The sequence below is a fragment of the Yoonia sp. genome, assembly GCF_036007805.1.
Classification (GTDB): Bacteria; Pseudomonadota; Alphaproteobacteria; order Rhodobacterales; family Rhodobacteraceae; genus Yoonia.
Map to the genome: position 1 here is coordinate 1 of NZ_DASYOK010000177.1, position 18,437 is coordinate 18,437.

General features: G+C 52.6%; 16 protein-coding genes, 3 pseudogenes and 1 other annotated feature. Of the genes and pseudogenes, 7 read left to right on the forward strand and 12 right to left on the reverse strand.

The genetic code is table 11. The annotated features are described in order from the left end of the window. From VGP75_RS10325 to VGP75_RS10340, 4 genes are all read right to left on the reverse strand, one after another. A partial coding sequence (locus VGP75_RS10325) for a gamma-glutamyltransferase (protein ID WP_327543585.1) occupies nucleotides 1-717 on the reverse strand: 717 nt, incomplete at its 3' end. Next, nucleotides 717-2,228: a tripartite tricarboxylate transporter permease gene (locus VGP75_RS10330; RefSeq protein WP_327543586.1), complete on the reverse strand. Its 1,512-nt coding sequence runs from the start codon at nucleotides 2,226-2,228 to the stop codon at nucleotides 717-719. The genes VGP75_RS10325 and VGP75_RS10330, both read right to left, overlap by 1 nt. A 3-nt stretch (nucleotides 2,229-2,231) precedes the next feature. Beyond that, a complete protein-coding gene (locus tag VGP75_RS10335; protein WP_327543587.1) occupies nucleotides 2,232-2,723 on the reverse strand; it encodes a tripartite tricarboxylate transporter TctB family protein in 492 nt (163 codons plus the stop codon). A gap of 14 nt (nucleotides 2,724-2,737) precedes the next feature. Next, complete coding sequence (locus VGP75_RS10340; protein WP_327543588.1) at nucleotides 2,738-3,688, reverse strand: Bug family tripartite tricarboxylate transporter substrate binding protein; 951 nt, start codon at nucleotides 3,686-3,688, stop codon at nucleotides 2,738-2,740. A 124-nt stretch (nucleotides 3,689-3,812) separates the two neighbouring features. Here VGP75_RS10340 and VGP75_RS10345 point away from each other — a divergent pair, with 124 nt between their 5' ends. Continuing rightward, a complete protein-coding gene (locus tag VGP75_RS10345) occupies nucleotides 3,813-4,739 on the forward strand; it encodes a LysR family transcriptional regulator (protein ID WP_327543589.1) in 927 nt (308 codons plus the stop codon). Nucleotides 4,740-4,851: 112 nt separating this feature from the next. Here the strand turns inward: VGP75_RS10345 and VGP75_RS10350 are convergent. Then, a pseudogene (locus VGP75_RS10350) lies at nucleotides 4,852-5,765 on the reverse strand (IS3 family transposase); the annotation flags it as partial. Then, nucleotides 5,673-5,790 (reverse strand) — a sequence feature (AL1L pseudoknot). It overlaps the preceding pseudogene by 93 nt. Nucleotides 5,791-5,852: 62 nt before the next feature. Between VGP75_RS10350 and VGP75_RS10355 the strand changes: the two are divergent. The 3 genes and pseudogenes from VGP75_RS10355 to VGP75_RS10365 form a co-directional block, all read left to right on the forward strand. Beyond that, nucleotides 5,853-6,125 (forward strand): annotated as a pseudogene (locus VGP75_RS10355) (IS3 family transposase); the annotation flags it as partial. A gap of 188 nt (nucleotides 6,126-6,313) precedes the next feature. Continuing rightward, nucleotides 6,314-6,517, forward strand: coding sequence for a hypothetical protein (locus tag VGP75_RS10360; RefSeq protein WP_327543590.1), 204 nt, complete (start codon nucleotides 6,314-6,316; stop codon nucleotides 6,515-6,517). Between the two features lie 179 nt (nucleotides 6,518-6,696). Continuing rightward, a pseudogene (locus VGP75_RS10365) lies at nucleotides 6,697-7,032 on the forward strand (outer membrane protein); the annotation flags it as partial. Between the two features lie 353 nt (nucleotides 7,033-7,385). Here the strand turns inward: VGP75_RS10365 and VGP75_RS10370 are convergent. Both VGP75_RS10370 and VGP75_RS10375 read right to left on the reverse strand, forming a co-directional pair. Then, nucleotides 7,386-8,189 carry a metallophosphoesterase gene (locus VGP75_RS10370; protein ID WP_327543591.1) on the reverse strand — a complete coding sequence of 268 codons (804 nt, stop codon included), beginning with the start codon at nucleotides 8,187-8,189 and terminating at the stop codon, nucleotides 7,386-7,388. 87 nt (nucleotides 8,190-8,276) lie between these two features. Continuing rightward, the gene (locus VGP75_RS10375) at nucleotides 8,277-9,674 is read right to left on the reverse strand and encodes an O-antigen ligase family protein (protein ID WP_327543592.1); all 1,398 of its coding nucleotides are present in this window, start codon (nucleotides 9,672-9,674) and stop codon (nucleotides 8,277-8,279) included. 238 nt (nucleotides 9,675-9,912) lie between these two features. On the opposite strand from VGP75_RS10375, the gene VGP75_RS10380 reads away from it, so the two are divergent. Beyond that, on the forward strand, nucleotides 9,913-11,094 hold the full coding sequence (locus VGP75_RS10380) for a polysaccharide biosynthesis/export family protein (RefSeq protein ID WP_327543593.1): 1,182 nt from the start codon (nucleotides 9,913-9,915) through the stop codon (nucleotides 11,092-11,094). A 218-nt stretch (nucleotides 11,095-11,312) separates the two neighbouring features. Here the strand turns inward: VGP75_RS10380 and VGP75_RS10385 are convergent, their stop codons facing one another. Continuing rightward, entirely contained in the window at nucleotides 11,313-13,931 is a 2,619-nt protein-coding gene (locus VGP75_RS10385; protein ID WP_327543594.1) for an ATP-binding protein, read from the reverse strand. A gap of 5 nt (nucleotides 13,932-13,936) precedes the next feature. After that, a complete protein-coding gene (locus VGP75_RS10390) occupies nucleotides 13,937-14,494 on the reverse strand; it encodes a putative pterin-binding protein (protein ID WP_327543595.1) in 558 nt (185 codons plus the stop codon). A 219-nt stretch (nucleotides 14,495-14,713) separates the two neighbouring features. Here VGP75_RS10390 and VGP75_RS10395 point away from each other — a divergent pair, with 219 nt between their 5' ends. Continuing rightward, on the forward strand, nucleotides 14,714-15,355 hold the full coding sequence (locus VGP75_RS10395) for a response regulator transcription factor (protein ID WP_327543596.1): 642 nt from the start codon (nucleotides 14,714-14,716) through the stop codon (nucleotides 15,353-15,355). Nucleotides 15,356-15,781: 426 nt separating this feature from the next. Here VGP75_RS10395 and VGP75_RS10400 read toward each other — a convergent pair whose 3' ends face one another. The 3 genes from VGP75_RS10400 to VGP75_RS10410 form a co-directional block, all read right to left on the reverse strand. Beyond that, on the reverse strand, nucleotides 15,782-16,810 hold the full coding sequence (locus VGP75_RS10400) for an IS110 family RNA-guided transposase (RefSeq protein WP_327543597.1): 1,029 nt from the start codon (nucleotides 16,808-16,810) through the stop codon (nucleotides 15,782-15,784). Nucleotides 16,811-16,952: 142 nt separating this feature from the next. Next, nucleotides 16,953-17,180, reverse strand: coding sequence for a transposase (locus VGP75_RS10405; protein ID WP_327543598.1), 228 nt, complete (start codon nucleotides 17,178-17,180; stop codon nucleotides 16,953-16,955). Between the two features lie 43 nt (nucleotides 17,181-17,223). After that, entirely contained in the window at nucleotides 17,224-17,760 is a 537-nt protein-coding gene (locus VGP75_RS10410; protein WP_327543599.1) for an IS110 family transposase, read from the reverse strand. 447 nt (nucleotides 17,761-18,207) lie between these two features. On the opposite strand from VGP75_RS10410, the gene VGP75_RS10415 reads away from it, so the two are divergent. Continuing rightward, nucleotides 18,208-18,405: a CcdB family protein gene (locus VGP75_RS10415; RefSeq protein WP_327543600.1), complete on the forward strand. Its 198-nt coding sequence runs from the start codon at nucleotides 18,208-18,210 to the stop codon at nucleotides 18,403-18,405. Nucleotides 18,406-18,437 lie beyond the last annotated feature (32 nt).

Sequence of the window (18,437 nt, forward strand, 5' to 3'; positions counted from 1 at the left end):
GCACCACTCTGGCTGATGTGCCGCAAGATCCGCTTCGCTTAATGCGGCGCCATGGGCGCGGGCATGTGCAGCGATCTGTTCCGCAAGAGGGCCTTCATAGAACGCCTTACCTGCAGTTTCGGCGATCATTGACAGGCTGCGTACCATATCGGGACACCGGAACCGCTCGCCCGCCCGAGGGGCGCGGCCACCAGGCATAAACGTCTCTGCAAAACCGGGCTGGTCAGACAACAGCTCGGCCCCGCGTTCCCACAGCGCACCGATGACGGGGCTGACGATGAATCCGTTTTCAGCATAGCCGATGGCTGGGGCGAGCAAGGTGGGCAAATCCAACGTGCCGAAACGTTCCGACAAAGTGATCCATGTGCTGATCGCACCGGGCACAGTGACGCTTTCCCAGCCACGAAACGGGATCGTTTTCTGATCAGCAAAGCGCTCGGGCGTCCAACCAGCTGGTGCGGCACCTGACCCGTTCAAACCATGCAGTTCCTTGCCGTCCCACAGGATACAAAAACCGTCAGAGCCTAATCCATTTCCAGTGGGTTCCACCACCGTCAGGGTAGCCGCAGCAGCGACTGCGGCATCCACTGCGTTGCCTCCCTTTGCCAACATCGCAAGACCGGCTTGTGCTGCCAGCGGATGTGATGTGGAGACCAGATTGTCTGCCAGCACAGGCGAGCGACGCGAAGCATAATGAGGGTCATGACGCATGTGCATTAGACAGCATCCTTTGTTTGGTTCAATTGTTTACGCGATTTGATAATCCTGCGGATAGCCCACCCTACGGATAGGACAGCTGCCACCAGAAAAATCAGGCTGACGGGACGGGTGAAGAACAGGGTCCAGTCATTGTCTGTCATTAAGGCTCGGCGCAGGTTTGTTTCTGCAATGGGGCCCAGAATGACACCCAGCACCAAAGGGGCCAGCGGATAGTCAAGCGCCTTGAGCGCGTAGCCAAACAGGCCAATAAAGCCGAGTAGATAAAGATCCGTGACACGGTTGTTCAGGGCAAAAGACCCCACGACACAGCAGACCAGCACGATCGGGACGACAACCCATTTCGGCACTTCGGCCACCCGCAGGAAGCCACGCATCGACACGATACAAATGAACAGCATCATCAAGCTGGACACCGCCATCGCGATGAACATTCCATACACCAAATCGGCATTATCCATAATCAGACGCGGTCCGATGGAAATGCCATGCACCATCAAGGACGCCATCAGGATTGCATCAACCGCAGAGCCGGGGATACCCAGCGCGATCAACGGAATCAGGCCACCACCGGCCGTCGCGGAATTCCCTGCCTCGGATGCCACAACACCGTCGGGTGTCCCGGTCCCAAACTCTTCAGGTGTTTTGGATGCGCGCTTTGCCTGATCATAGGCCACAAGGTTTGCAATCGACCCGCCAGCACCGGGCAAGGCACCAATTGCCACACCTATCAACGATGATCGGATCAGGTTGACTGGGCGCATAAGGACTTCGCGCATAACGGCCCACGTCTTAAATTCTATCTCGCCGTGGATCAGCTTTTCACCGGCTTTGATCGCGTTGGCGTCCTCTACTTCGGATGCAAGCTGCGAGATGGCAAAGATACCGATCAGCACCACAAGAAAAGGCAGACCAGCAGCCAATAGCTCAAACCCCATATCAAAGCGCGGACGCCCCATCATTGGATCCGTGCCCACCGTTGAAATCGCAAGCCCGATCATCGCGGCAATCAGCCCGCGTTGCAGTGAATCCCCGACAAGACTGGCGACAATGGTCAGCGCGAAAACAATCAATGCAAAATATTCCCAAGGCCCCAGTTTGACTGCAAATACCGCCAGCGGCGGAGCGGCAAAAATCAGGACAAGGGTCGATATGATCGTGCCGAAAAACGAGGCCCAGACACCTAATGACAAGGCACGGCCCGGTTCACCTTTGCGCGCCATTGGAAAGGCATCAAACGTGGTGGCAACCGACGACGGCGTGCCAGGGATACCCAAAAGTGCGGCCGAAATCAGACCGCCGGTGTAGCCCCCAACATAGACCGACAACATCAGCGCGATACCCTGCAAAGGTTCCATCGCAAAGGTCAAAGGCAGCGTCAGAACAATCGCCATTGTCACGGTAAAACCTGGAATCGCCGCTGCAATGATGCCTGCGAATGATCCAAAGAACATCATCAGCAGGGTAGCCGGCGATAGCACCTCTGCGGCGCCGGTAAGAAACGCGTCCATTGTCTATCGTCCCCGGGGGAGAAATACGTTGAAGACCTCGGCGAAGAGCCAGTTGAGGCCAAATGAAAAGATCAGCGCAAGCGCGATTGCGATAGCAATGGCTTTGCGTGTTTTGGGTGCAAAAGTAATCTGAAGCACGAGCAGAAACGCGAATGTTGCGATCGGATAGCCGATGACAGGCATCGTAAAGAGGTAAACGCCAAGGCAGCCAAAGACGACGAACACCAACCGTCTCGCGTGGGCCCATCGGCCAATCTGTGCAACGAAACGTCCATAAGCGTCCACTGGCAGCATCCGGATGGATCCCACAATTGCACTCAATAAAAGCAGTATAAGCACACCGTGTACCAGCATGGGAAAAGCACCCGCACCCAACACCTCAAAGCGTGATGTCGGGATGGTGCGGGCTTCAAGAAAGAGCCCCGCTGATACCGCAAGCAGTGCGATGTAGGAGAGGAGCCGAGCAACTTCGCCCGCCTCCCCACCTTTTGTCATGTCAGCGCTACGGCTCAAGGTGCGATCACTTCTGCGAGACGCTCAACTGATGCCGCCAGATTGGACAGATATGCGGTGTAGCCATCCTGACCACGGAAAGCGACATCTGCGCCAGCATTGTTAATCTGCTCGATAAATGTCGGATCATTTGCCAGCTCCTGAAGCGCCGCTTCCAAAGTGGCCTGGGCGTCATCCGGCGCACCTTTGGGCATCACGATACCGCGGGTGATCGACAGGTCCAGATCGGAGCCCAGTTCCATCAACGTCGGCACGTCAGGTGTCTGCAGCAAACGCTCTGTTGAACCTGCAGCCAAGAAAACCAGATCGCCATTTTCGACGAATTGCAGCGAGGACGAGATATCGCCGATGGCCAGATCAAGGTTGCCGCCAACCAAAGCGCGGACGCGTTCGCCTGTGCCTTCGTAGCCAACATAACGCCAGTCCAGATCAAAGGCTTCAGCGATCATCGCGGCATGCAGGTGAGGCACACCGCCAAGTGTGACTCCGATGGTCAATTCGCCTGGGTTGGCTTGTGCATATTCGACTAAACCTTCGAAAGAGCTGTAGGGCTGATCGGTCGCGGCCACGAGGAACTGTGGCGAAGCGGTCATCAGGGCGATGGGTTCAAAATCGTCCCATGCAAGCTCCGTGAGGCCCGTAGCTGTCGCGGCCAGCAGCCCTTCGTGAACTTGGCTGATTGTATAGCCGTCCGCAGCGCGGCGCGATGCTTCGGTCAGGCCGACTGTGCCGCCAACGCCGGGGATGTTGATTACGGGCATTTCCACGCCCAGAAAAGGACTGATATTGTTGGCAATAATGCGCATCAGCGTGTCGCTCCCGCCACCAGGGGACCAGGGGACGATAAATTCGACGGGGCGGTCAGGATAGTCTTGGGCCATGGCTGGCTGTACAAGTGTGGCTGTGGCGAGCCCGATACCTGCGATCATACGTGTCATAAAGGTCATGAATATCTCCGGTGTTGTGCTGGATAGCCGCGTTTCAACGATGCCCTTATTCGTAGAGTTGTAGATTATCTTTATAAAGCGATTTAAATTTGTCTTTTTGTTAAGATTTGCTTAACCTACCAAAATGGATACACGCCAACTTCAGACTTTAATCGCCGTCGCGGACACTGGTAGCTTTGCAAGTGCGGCGCGTCTTGTGAACCTCACTGCGTCAGCCGTAAGTCAACAAATTCAATCACTTGAAGCAGATGTAGGAGTTTCATTGTTCGACCGCAACAAACGCCCACCACAGATGAATGCACATGGCGAAGAACTGGTACGTGCAGCACGCTCTGTCATGCAGACAATCGGGGAAACCCGCATGAATATTTCCGGGAGCAGAACGGCGGGTATGCTTAAAATTGGTGCAATTCGGACAGTTTCTATGCGTCTTGTGCCTTTAGCGTTGGCCGATATGGCCGCGTTTTACACTGACCTGTCATTCGACCTGACTGTCGGGATGTCCCAGACATTGACTGCAGACGTTGCAGCGGGTCGGCTTGATGCCGCGCTCGTTGCCGAACATGTGGGGGTTCCTGCGGGATTGTCATGGACGCCTGTGCTCTCTGAACCTTTGGTTTTGGTCGCGCCATCTCACGCCACGGGCCAAACCGAACTTTCGTTGCTGAAAAACCTCCCCTTCATTCGATATGAAACAGACGTCCCTCTGGCCAAGCAGATCGCAACAGAGCTGTCACGCCTTGGTGTTTCACCGCGTGAGATCGCCGTCGCAAATACAATGCCTTCAGTGGTCGGTATGGTACAAGCCGGGCTCGGATGCGCGATTATTCCACAGATCGCATTTTTGGATGCCACCCCTGCATCGCTATACTGCATCCAGTTCCGCAACGGGGCGATCACGCGCCGGATTGGATTGGTACAACGGCAGGTATCAGCACGGGCCGAGGTGCTGAGCGAGTTACGGCGCATGTTGTTGCAACGAACCGCTAGAATCGGGTTCGGAGCCACTGAAATCGCATTGGTCGGAAACGGCAGCGACACCAACGCTTAAGCGGTTCCACCCGTCCGGCTGGCTGTACGACGACATCGACCCAACAGCCGTACCAAACCCTTTAAACTCGGAAATGAACCGCGCCGCCTTGTCGGAGGCTGATTTGTCAAAGTTACGCGGCCCTCTCTGATCTTTCCAGAGTTGCGTAGAAGGTGGCCTCAACCTCAGCTGGCGGGATGTTTCCGCTGGGTTCCAGCAGGCAGCAATGGTTGAACCAGTCAACCCATTCGAGGGTGGCATATTCCACGGCGTCGAAGCTGCGCCATGAGCCACGGCGGTGGATGACCCCGGCCTTGAACAGGCCGTCGATCGTTTCTGCCAATGCGTCATAACTGTTCGCGACGCTACCGACCGAGGGCTTGATGCCCGCCTCTGCCAAGAGTGCGATGCAGCGAATTGACAGATATGGCGATCTGCGGTCCGACGGATCCACCAGTCCTGATCCCTCCTGCCGTTGATGAACCACCTGTTTCAAGGCGTCCAGCACAAATCCGGCGTTGGCTCTCCGGCTGACCCGCCAGCCGACGATCGGGCGGGCAAAAGCGTTGATGACACACGCCACGTAGACGAACCCCTGCCAGGAGGCAACAGGGGTGAAATCGCTATCCCCGAGCATATTCGGTGCAGGTGCGCGGAACTGGCGGTTCACCTTGTCCAGCGGGCAGGGCAGGGCCTTGTCGAATATTCACGTCTTGGCTTCTTGCCGCGTATACCACCTGCGATTCCAATGTCCTTCATCAGCCGCGCGACTGTGCAGCGCGCAACGTCAAAGCCTTCTCTGCGCAATTGGCACCAGACCTTCCGCACGCCATAGACCTTCAGGTTCTCCTCAAAGACCCGTTCAATCTCCGGCTTGAGTTCTGCATCACGCTTGGCCCGATCCGACAGACGCGACGGATTCGTTTAATTGGCCAAACGATCATGGAGTGTCGCTGGGGCAATCGGCAGCACGCGGCAGAGTGGCTCGACCCCATGATCCGCGCGGTGATCTTCTATGATCCGGATCATCGTCTGAATGGGCGCGCGCATATCCGTCTTGGTCAAGGACGTTGTCCTGTTTCCAATGCTCCATGCTACCCATGAGTTGCAGCCACCGGTAAATCTGGCGCGGTTCATCCGCAAACCCAAGGCCAGATCGAACGATGGCACCAAACCTTGAAAAACTGCATTTTGTTGGAATACTGCTACCTGCCAGGTGACAATGAAGCGCAGAATGAAGCCTTCGTCGATCACGACAATCACCGACGCTATCACGAGAACATTCACAACGTCACACCCGTCGGCGTCCACTTTGAGCGTGACAAAGCCATTCCAAAGCAACGCGCAAGGATCAAAGGGTATACACTCGCAGCACGACGCTTCTATCACCGCGCGCACGCAGCATAATCAAAGCAAATTGATGCGCCAAACTCTCTCTTGGTTTAGACCGCTATTGGTGCCAAAAATCCTGACGACGGACATAACCGATAGGACGTGACCCAAGATTGGCCGGATAATCTTTTGATAGGATTTATTTTTTCCCGGCATCTTATACTGCTCGGGTCTGTGGGTAACTTCATTCCAAAGGAATTCCCATGATCCGAAATCTTGCTGTCACATTTATTGGTCTGTCGATCACAGGTACCAGTGCCCTGGCGAGCGGAGCAGACACATCCCAAGCGCCTGCGACCGTCGTCGTGACTGCGGCCGAGACAATGCCTGCCGGGTCATTCTACGGTGCATTGTCGTTCGGCGGGCTGAACCTTGATGCCTCTATCATGCAGGACATCGATCCCTAGGATGCCTACTATCGAGGTAACATCGACGCCGAGGCGGGAACCGGCGTTCTTGGTGCTTTAGGGTATGATTTCGGCAATGGTGTCCGCGTCGAAGTGGAACTGTCGCGGTTCAAAAGCACCACCGGCGATCTGACTTTCCCCAATGCGGATGCCCTTTCAACGGCGCAGAAACCGATGGCGACTTGCGCCTCACCTCTGGCATGGTGAATGGCTGGTACACCTTCGGGACAGGCAGTGTGCGTCCTTTCATCGGCCTTGGTCTGGGTATGATGGAAGCATCGATCGATACTGCATTTGAGCTTGGCAGCAACAACGGTATTACAGATAAAGACAGGTCGTTCGCCTACATGGTAGGCGCCGGAGTCGAGATGCCGGTCTCCGAAACCATAAGCGTCGTAGGCTCCTACAGGTATTTGACGGCGAATGGCCTTAACATGACCGACAATGAAGACACAGACATCGAAAGTGATTTCGACAGCCACGTCGTCAGCATCGGTGCATTGATCCGTTTCTGACAGCCAACGCCGCATTTTGCAGATTTGACGCCCCGGCCAGTCTCGGCCGGGGCATTGGCGCTGCGCAGGCAGTCAGGCGTTTGAAGGTACCGGAGCCCCGCATTTATTAAAGAGTCAGAGTGCAGACGTTCGTCTAACTCCTCTTCGCCGGTTCGGAGATCAAGGTACCGCGGCGACCAACGACGATGAAAATGACCGCCCAGGCGATTTTTGGTAGAGATGACGACCGCAGAAATTTACAATTTGCCGCATGGTTCAAGTACCTGAACGGCAGAGCGCCCCAAGAGGATGGGGCGCTCTGCCAAACGGACAGCGGGCAAATATCTCGCTGGTTGAAAACGGGACGCTTTGCTTTAGAGTGGCCTGCTTTTGACTGGCAAAGCGCGACCTGACGTGGAAAAAAAACGCACATTCCCTGCCGTAATGTAAGCGGCCGAGAGGATGGATGTGGCGTAGGCGCCGGTATCTACGAGAATCCTTTGATGCCGGATTTCAGGTTTTGGGACGATCAAGTGTCCCTGAACCGTCCATATCCCGTCGCTGTTTTGTGATTCCTGGGTCTCGCTCCCCCACAACAATGCATGCGCATCTTGTTTATGGACGCCAACACGTTCATCTCGGCCCGCATGAGAGGCAAAAACATTGCCAGACATCCAACACAAGGGCATCTCGCTTAACAAGCCTTGGACCCGGCCACCAAGCTTCGAGGCCAACTGGTCTCGCAGTTCTACCAGTGCGTCCGGCTGCAGTGCGGTGCCGCCTGAGGTCGGTTTGAGCCCGTAGCTGACCAGTGTCTGCAGACCACCCGCATTCAACCAATCCTGACCAAATTTTTCGGGCTCCGCGAGAAAACTTAATAGCATGTGTTCGTGGTTTCCGCGTAGGAAAACAACCTCCTGCCTCCGAGAAGCTCGCATCATGAGGAGCATCTCGAGAATCCCTGACGAATTTTCACCTCGATCAATGTAGTCGCCCAGAAATACGAGCGGACAAGTTGGATCGTGGTCGCTGAGTTGTGCCAGCAAATTGGCAAGCACGCTGTCTGAGCAACCATGCAAGTCGCCTATCGCGAAGAAGGGCTGTTCAGGGCTTATCGAGGAGGTGTTACAGCACTCTTTCCTCCAAAAACGCCCAAGCCTGCCAAAACCTCGCCACATATCGATCCTTTCAGAAAGAACTCTTTTCGTCACCAATCATCACAAACCGCGCCTTTGATCGCAAACCTGGGATCACAGCGTTTCCAGTCAACGCGCAGACGCTTCCGGGTAGGATAGTGTTTCACGTCCTGAGTTGACGTTGTCACTGTGCCTACTACCCGTAAAATAACGTCGCTGGGGTTGAGCGAGACTGATAGCGCAAGCGAGCAAGGCTGCCGCATAGTTGGCAATGCCGGGGATCTGAAGCGGAAAATCCACCATGGAATGCATCAACAGGTAAGCAGAAAGCAACAGCACGATAATCGGCATGAAGGCCACTCCGCGGCCTCTGCGCAACCCAGTGATCGCGCCTACAACGATAAGTCCCACAAGTCCAAGTATGAAAATCGGTCCAGCAATACCGGTATTGAGGGTAAACTCCAAAAACGAATTATGGGCGCGATGCCATGTGACATTGGCACCTCCACAATCAATAGGGCGGTATGCCGGGAAAACATCCCGAAACGTTCCGAGCCCGCTTCCGAAAGCCCAGTGATGGCGAATTGCTGCGAGCGTTCCTTGATACACACACATGCGTGACCCGTCGTCCTCAGTTTCAGCACGTGCAAGCACGGAATCACCAATGAAAGCAAACGTCCCGAACAACAAGATCAACATCACAACAATAATGAGAACGAAGTGCAAAACTTTGCGACCCAAACGCGGGGCATAAGTCATTTTGCGCCCAAACAAGATTGCCAGACAGAGAAAAAGCAGCGGCAAGCTAATCATCGCACCTGCACGCGATGTCGTCGCGATAATAGCCGTGACGCAGGCCAAAAAGCATAATAAAAGCAGCCCTCTCGTAAAGACGCCGTATTGCAATGCCCTACGGCTGCGCAAGACTGCGCCAACCCTCCATTGATCTTTCTTTTGTACAAAAGCGAGCGTTCCGAGTGTTGCAAAAGCTGTCAGAACAAAGAAGGCTGCGGCAGCATTGCGATTGACGAAGACGCCGGCAAAAGAACCACTCTGGTTTGATCCGCTCATCCCTTGATGACTGTTTGACAAAAAAGCCTCCAGCGCAACCGAGAGTGCTAGGATTGCAAGGCCAACACCTGTTAAACCATACCATAGGGACTTGGCGACGTGTCGGTTCTGCGACATCCCCAGAACCGCTACAGCAGTCAGGAACGGCAGAATAAGTGCGGGCAACGCCTCGAGGCTGCGAGAAGGATTGACCGACAGATATCCATGGGAGATAGGAAAAGTCTCACTGAGCGCGATCCAAACAGGATGTGACAATCGGTCCATTGGCATTGGCGCGATCTGTAGGCCGACCCCTGCGGTCATCAGGCAGACAAAGAACAAAACAAGCCAGATTGCTCTACTCGTTGGCCTTTCAAATTTTGTCGAGAGCAAAACAGGCCCGAGCACGAGCGTCAAAAAAATGGCCGAGGTTTGCGCATGTGGACTGGCGACCGCCCCATTAGGAACAATGGTCATCGAGAGAGCCAACAAAAATATGACCGCGCCAAAGGAGAGATGCCCTGCCGGAGAAGACTTACTTGTTTTGTGATGTAACGACCTGGATTGCACGGGCCTTAATTCCAATCGCGCTGTATCTGTTAGACTTCTGCAACAATCGTCACAATAGCGACGACAAGGAAAACTTTAAATTGTCACAATGATACTTTTTTGGGACAGTGGCGAAAACAAAGAAATAAAGTTTGAGGTTTAGCGTATGCTCACGATGAAACAAGGAAGTCTTTGGGCTTCGGCACTCATGTTGTCCGCTTGCACAGCGCTACCGCGCAGCGGCCCAAGTACTGAAAGCGTGATATTGTCCGCCTTGAGCGAGACAATAAACGCAGAGGCGACACTTGGATACCAGTATGCACTGGTAGACTTGACAACAGAGGCGTTGCCGTTCTTGTCCGATGATGAGGACAGGACACCTGCTACATTGGGTGTCGCGAGCGGTCCTCCTCCTGAAATCAGACTTGGTGTCGGCGATGTGATCCAAGTCACCGTTTTCGAGAGTCAATCAGGAGGCCTGTTCATACCACGCGAAGCGGGCGTTCGTCCGGGAAACTTCGTTCAACTACCTCCCCAAGAAATTGGACGGAACGGTCTTATCACTGTACCTTATGCCGGACAAATCACGGCAGCAGGCCAAAGAGTCGAAGATCTTGAAGAAAATATCAAGAACCGGTTGGCAACACAGGCGATCGAACCACAAGTCAGTGTAGAAGTACGTCAAAAGAATTCATCTCAAGCGTCGGTGGTCGGTGCTGTCAGGGCGCCTGGCGCATATGTTTTGCGCAACAGCGGCGACCGAATTCTGGATATCATTGCCAAAGCTGGTGGGGTCGCATCTCCCGAGTACAACACCCTCGTGACTTTGTCGCGCGAGGGCGCAAATGCCAGCATTCCCTATGAAATTTTGACAGCCACACCTACTGAGAACGTCTTTATCGCACCGGGTGATACCCTCAATATTACGTCCGAGTTGAAGAAGTACTATGTGTTTGGCGCGACCGGGAGGGTCGGAGAATTTGATTTCAACGACGACGAAATTTTCTTGCGCACAGCACTAGGCTTTGCAAGCGGTTTACTTGATGGGAGGGCCGATCCCGCCGATGTGTTGGTTTATCGCCGCGAAGACAAGGCGACGCTAGCAAATATGGGGTTCGATACCAGCTTGTTTCCTGAAACGTCCGAGGGAATTCCGACTGTCTACAAGGTTGATTTTCGCAAACCAGACAGCTTCTTCATCGTCTCTGAATTCACTGTCGAGGACGGCGACGTGATTTATGTATCGAATGCCACCTCTATCGAAATATCAAAATTCTTCAATTTGGCGACGACGATTACAGGCGGGACAAGAACTGTCGAGGCGGACATAGACGGGCTTGTCCGTTAGGCGTTAGGTCAAGCCTCTTATCTTGATCAATTCGATAATTGAATGCTTGTCATTGCGACTGGTTTTCATGAGTTGGTTAAAAACTGTTCGGTGCGGCCATAAGGCAAACTCTTGGCCGCGCCATCGATTACCTCCGCCGTCCAGTAACACGAAAGTGTGACAAAGCGTACCTGGTCCATTGCCACCACAGCGATTTAGCTCTGATGCGTGCGGCCAGTTCAGACCTCTGACACACGACGAATTTCCGCAGAAAACTCGGTAAGGAGCTTTAGACAGCGCTCCAGAAGGGGTTCCTCGGAATCCAAATGCTCAAGAATTGCTAGGGTCTCCAAGAACTGCAACAATGTAGCAAGTCGCTGAGCGCCAATCATGGAAGCACTTCCGGCGGAACCATGCAATATTCTTGCAGCTTCGCCTTGATTTCCAGCAAACAGTTGTTGCTGTACGCGACCAAGTTCCGATCGAAGCGATCGATCAAATTGGTCAGCAAAGGAGACTGACTCTTTCAATCCAAATTCATGAATGAGAACACGCGGCTCCTCAATGCCATCGATGTCACCAAAATTGGTCCGGTTGTAAAGGGTTTGGTTTTGTGTAGCTGCTCTAAAAGGTGTTCGATTGACAAGGTCGGCCAACACCTGAAGTCTAATTGGCTTGGCTATTAATTCTGTCATGCCAGCATTGGTAATGGAAAGGTTGAGCTCTTCTGAATTATGGGCTGTGATACAAACAATTGATCCTTGCGGCAAACAGACTTTACTAATCAACTGAGCAGTGTCCATTCCATTCAAATTGGGCATGCTGATATCCATCAAAATTAAATCATAGCTGGTTGCTGCGCATTTTCTAACCGCGACGACACCATCTTCAGCAAAATCATGATCGCACTCGAGGTTTTTGAGCATTTTGCCAATCATGATGCGATTGATTTCATTATCATCAACAATGAGTACCCGTTTGCGCCAATCCGCTTGATGCGATGATTTTATTGGTTTTTTATCATTTGTTGGCGTCTCTGGATTCAAGACCGGGTTTATTTTTTTTCTCATGAACCGGCATTTAAAACTGAAAGCACTACCCAATCCAGGCGCACTTTCGACTTTTAGTTGGCCCCCCATCCTGTAACTACAGCGTCGCACGATGCCCAAACCCAGCCCAGTTCCTTCAAAGCTGCGTGTGTAAACATTGTCACTTGTTGAAAAATCTTCAAAAATAAATTTTAAGTTGTCAGAACTGATTCCCACCCCTGTGTCAGTGATAGTAATTTGCAACTCAATGCGATCATCAGCGACGGGTTGTGCGTCCAGAATTACTGCTATATCACCACGCTCTGTGAACTTGTTTGCGTTGGATAACAGATTATCAAACAAGGAATCGAATAAGTATTGATTGCTCATTATTCTAAGATCATCAGGCGCGCTAAATTCGAATTTGACTGTATTCGCTCTCTTCGTTAGGAGAGGCGCTAGAAGATCAATCAGGTTCTGCAATGATGCGATCGGATCAACAACCTCTTCTTGACTGAAAGAAGAGTCCTGATTCAGCCTTACAAGCTCAAGCGTGTTGTTGATTTGATCAAGCGCTTTGGTGCCAGATTGTCGACCAAGTTCAATCAGTGCAAGCTGATTTTCGCTCTTAATTTCTCTTTCCAGAAGATCATATGTCGCCAAAACTCCTTGCAGTGGCGTTCTCATTTCGTGGCTTATCACCGCGAGGAACTTCTCCTTGACCTCGGCGTCTTGCCTCGCCTTTTCAAGCGCGTGGGACAATTCTTTGGCATTCTTTATGCTTTCTGAAATGTCTCTGATAATACCGATAAACATCGCCTCTCCAAAAAGATCCTTGCTGCTCGAAATCATGAGTTCAACCGTGAACTCTCTGCCATATTTGTCACAAGCGGTCATAACCTGACGTCCTTGATCGACAATGGACGTCTCACCAGTCGCAACATGCCGGGCCATTGCATCGCAATGCGCTGCTTTTTGATCACCGGGGATAAAGAGATCTTGCATGGGGGCACCTATTGCCTCCTCTGGTTCATAGCCAAAGATATCACGCGCAGAATTGTTATATTCCAAGACAACTCCACCTGAATCCGATAGCACGACTGCATCTTGCGAAGTCTCGATGACGCGGCGGAGAGTGTCAGTTACGTTTGACATAACATCAGATTTGCGTTGGAGCCGACTGAGAAGAAGAAGTGCAACAGCAAGCATTCCAAGAATCAGTCCTGCCACAGCCACCAAGAAAATTGTAAAGCGCGAGAACACTTCAAGCTGCCCTACACGGGCAGCTGAGGTGTCAGCAACGAGCGTCTCCAGCATCTGGGTTGTGAAGTTCCGGACATCATCATCCAAAAGATCGACACGGCCCATGAAATAACTGATGTCTTGAAGCGATGGCTTGTCCCAGCTGTCCAAAATCACAGCCAGCTCTTTTTTGTTCAGGGTCAGTCGGGCGAGTATCGTACCGGCACGCGTGTCAGTGGAACCTGCAACAGAATTGTATACGGACTGGACTGTTGAAGTACGGCTGTAATAAATATCGAATGCGCGTTTGATTGGATTGAGATCCGCTGCTGAGCCATCACTTTGCATGGTCACTAGCGAGCGTAGCAATGCTTCTTGAAGGTTCTGGTAGTCTACTTCCGTCTGAACAATAGTCCATGTAATATTGTCTGAGTCCGCAGAGCTAATTGTCTCGGAAGACACTTGGATAACGTTATAATAATGGCTGACCAATCCAAGTCCGAGTGTTGTCAACACCAAAGCAACACCGATTGCGGCGCGTAATATGACCGCTTCGGTTAGCTGTTCGCGGATTGTCCGATTGAACATTTTGATCAGGTCTCTGCTACGGTCAACCGTTCAAGTTGCCAGACACTCATTGCATAGATAAGTTCAGTTTGAAACTTGGGTGCTCGGTCGTATGGAAATACAATCCAAAGCGGTCCTTTTTCGCGAATAGAGAATGACTTGCCGTTTATTCGCGTGGCAATGATCGGTGCATCATCTTCAATGTATGAGCGAGGGATAGTTACCCGGTATTGATTAATTGCGGTGGCCATGACGTCCCCTGACCCTGAGTCGGCAGACTCCAACACGGCTTTAAGCGTCGGGCCGGAAAAAACCACCACATCATCGGTCCATATAGTCGACGTTGCAAACTCAATTTGCGGCAGCGCATCGAGTGACTGTTGCAAAAACTCGAAACCGTTGCCTGATGTCCGAGCCCCAATGTCGCCGTCGATCCATAACTTGACAGGATGACTGGCTGTGGTCTGTATCTGCGTATCCGCAGAAGATAGTGACCCCACTGTCAAAAAAAGAGGTCCAGCGATCATAAAGCCCCGCCGGGATACATACGGAAACCACTGGTCTTCTGCGTCAAGTCGTTTCATGGCTGGATTAAGGCCTTGCAATCTTTGCTTTTAATGATTTCAAACTCCATTGATCCACCAGTTTTTACTAGCATTAACCTTGCGATACGCAAATATATAAAAAGATAAGTAATTGTATCTAAAGATACATCATCGTGACTGAATGTGCGCTCCTGCGGCTCTGATTCGTCTGAAAGTTTCTCTGTTGCTTATAGCGGTAGGACGCGATATCGTCCCATTGTGCAAACCAATCAAAAATATCTAGAACAAACTTCGGTGCTCATTGCTGATGATCATCAGTTGGTGCGCGATCTCTTATATGATTACATCTCGAACCAAGAAGAGTTTAGCGCGACTGTAGCATCGTCTTATGACTCAACATTAGAGGCTTTGGAAACAGGTCAACGTTTCGATATTGTGCTCCTAGACGTACAAATGCCCGGCATGGAAGGGATTGTAAGCATTGAAAAAATCATCAAACAGTTCCCGGAGCCAGCTGTGGTGATTTTTTCAGGAACGGCCCCGAGTGAATATGTCCATGAAGCATTGATGGTTGGGGCAAGAGGCTACATACCCAAAACGCTCCCGTTCAAGTCTTTAGCAAGCGCGCTTAAGTTGATTGCTTCAGGCGAAGTTTTTGTTCCATCAGCATTCTCCATAACAACTCTTGCACAAAACCAGGCCATGCGCTTCGACCTCTCGGAGAACGAGCTGACAGTTTTACGAAAAGTGCGCGCAGGTTGGTCCAACAAAGAGATTGCACGCCATATGGTAGTATCCGAAGTGACTGTCAAAATGCACATGCGTGCCATATGCCTTAAGCTTGGAGCGAAAAACAGAACACAAGTCGCAGTTATTGCTCTGCAAGAAGAGATTTATTAATAAACATCGAAACGTAGGGTAACTCCATTGCTCTATCGGACGGTCTTGTGGCGCACCTGGGGACCATTCCGGCTTGGCCTCACGCCGCTCTGCTTAAAAAAGCACGATTAATTATAGTATCCGTCTTGATCAAGCTCTTTGTGGCTTCGTGATCGCGCATTCGGGTGATAGCAATGCGGTAGAACTGCCTTCCCCTGCAAGCGTTTTGTTGACGTTCCTTTGACCCTGCTTCTATGTATTCGGTCTTTCGATGGGGTCATTCGATTTGCCCCTGACCAAGATGGGAAGTCGCGCGTCCTGTGTCTCGTTAGCTCATCGGCACTCTGGGGGCCATGCTCCCCGTCAGACTGACAAGACGCTGATTGGTCGTGGTCCATCTCCTCCGCGCTCGCAGATTCCTATGTTGCTCGTTGCGCGGTTACCGGTCTATGCGCCCACAAGCGCCGCGGGACGATATCGCTCGCCTTTCGTTAATACGGCCCAAGCGATCCGTGCCATCTTTTTGGCCATGGCAACGGCAGCGACATTCACGTGCGCCCGCTCTTTCAGCCCATCTGCCCATTGCGTTATGGGCGATGTCCGATCCCGCACGAGATGCAGAACGGTCCGCGCCCCATGGATGAACAATTTGCGGAGGTATCGGTTGCCGTGCTTTGAGATGCCGATCAGCTTGGCTTTTCCACCTGTGGTGATCTGACGTGGCACGAGACCAAGCCATGCGGCAAGATCGCGCCCTTTGGCAAAGCTGCTGCCGGTTCCAACGGCGGCCACGAGGGCGCTGGCAATCGTCGGGCCGACGCCAGGGATTTCCATCAAGCGCTGCATGTCGGCATCTGCCTTGGCCAGAGCCTTGATCTCGGTGTCGATCGCTTCGATCCGATCGTTGATCGTGGCCAACTCCGCCATCATGTCTGACAACATCGACAGGATACGGTGCGAAAGATCAGCGGTGCCTGTCGCAACCAATCGTACCAGCTCTTTTTGGAAGACGTGGCGACCTGCTCCGACTCGAATGCCGCGCTCCATAAGAAAACCCCGGCCTTGATTGATAAGGCGTGTCCTTTCGGTCACCAACCGCTCGCGGGCTCGATGCAGAGCCTGAAGATCAAGCTGCTCTTCCGATTTGATCGCGACGAATGACATAGTCGGGCGCGTCGCGGCCTCGGCGATCGCCTCAGCATCACGGTCATCATTTTTGTGAACCTTAACGTAAGGCCGGACATAAAGCGGCGACATCAGCCGAGGCTCATGTCCGTGTTGAAGGCAAAAGCGACCAATGTGATGCGCGCCGCCGCAAGCCTCCATCGCAACAATGCAGGGATCCAAACCTTCCAGAAAGTCCAGCAACCGGTGCCGTTGAAGCCGCTTGCGGTACACGACAGCGCCTGTTGCGTCCAATCCTGCAAGGCTACAAACGGTCTTGCCCAGATCAATCCCTAATACTTCGATACCCATTAGAATGCTCCTCTCGCTCCACCTATGCTCGCGACAATAGCTGCGGTTTGGCGGGAAGGCAGTTCATCCCATTAGCTCAGAGGGCGGCATTGGCTTGGCGGTTACCACCGCGGTTCAGACGCATTCGAATGGTTTTGCCGCTTCAGGCGGGGATTGGGCAAACCCGGCAGAGTTTGGCTAGAGCCGCCTCGGATTTGATCCGCTCCGGGTTGTCGCCGATGAGGATTAGCATTTCAGCTGCCGTCATTGTCGAAATTCCATGGGAACCCATCAAAATGGGCGCCTTTTCACTGACTATACGTTCGAGCTCTTGCCCGTGGACTTGGATTTCCTCGTGCAAGTTCAGCCATCTGCGTGCAATCGCGCGCATGGCTGCTTTGGCAGAAGCGGTTGTTGTTGTGACCTTTCCTGGCCTAAGTGCTGCGATGTGACGGATCAGGGTGATTGGGGCCCTTGATCAGATCAAGCGCATCTCGGAGCTCAGCAGGTGCATTAATGATTAGTGTTTTCAAGGTGATCATCGCTTGCGACCTAGACTTTACCGCGCTGTCGCGCACAGTCTTGATATGCCGGATCATTTCGCATGCGCCGGTTTGCGTCTTGGCCAGAGCCGTCGCTTGACCGTTCATCGCTGACCTAGCTGCGCTTTCTGCATCCAGACTAACGGATTTCCCATGAAGATGGCGCAACTGCCGATTAGGGCGCATGACGTCTAGCACCGTATGGCCTTTTGATAGTAGATCGCGAGACAGGGCAGCGCCATAGGAGCCTGTATCCTCGATACCAAAAGCTTTTATTCTGCCAAACTTAGCTCCCCATTTTTCCAAGTCCCGATACCCTTCGCAAGTCGTTGGGATTGTCACGGCACCCAATCGGGCACCTTGAGTATTGATCGCGACGGCAATGTGGTTAGATTTATGTGTGTCAACGCCGATGATTATCTGTCCCATGGATTTCCTTTCACTGGAATAACCGGGGCACCAAGCGAAGTGGACAGGACTGTGAGGGTACAACACCGTCAGGCTCCTATAAAGTCACATTTCGCACGCCAGGGGGGTAACCTGATGGTCGACAGATCAAACAAAAGACATGTGGTCATTCAAACAATGGGTCAGGCCATCAGGCTACAGTATGACACTCACAGTCAAACCAGTTGTCCGCCGAAGACGGGGTGCGCAGTGATGTTGCCGCCGCTAAGGTCGCCCAATGCACGGCAGAGAACGCGGTGGCGCTGCAAAGCTCCAACGATTATGTTGGGAAACAGTGTCAGCCACTCGATGGGCATCAACAATTCTGATGCCCAAATACGATGTCTTTCCCAACCCGTCGGGTGATGGTTTTCTACTGGACGTGAAAAGGAACTTGCTCAGCGATCTAAATACGCGGGTCGTGGTGCCATGACTGCCCATCGCAAACGCACCAAGACCGGCGATACGACACAACCAACGTTTGATAACAGAGGCGAACGCGTTGTGATGGCGCCCCAATTCATGGCTGCCGTTCCGGCGGGACTGCTCACGTTTTCTAACGCAAATATCGAAGTGCAGTTCGACAAGGTGACCGCAGCTATCGACATGTTAGTGCAAGGGTGCTGATAGAGATTGTTAAACATGATGTAACATAATCT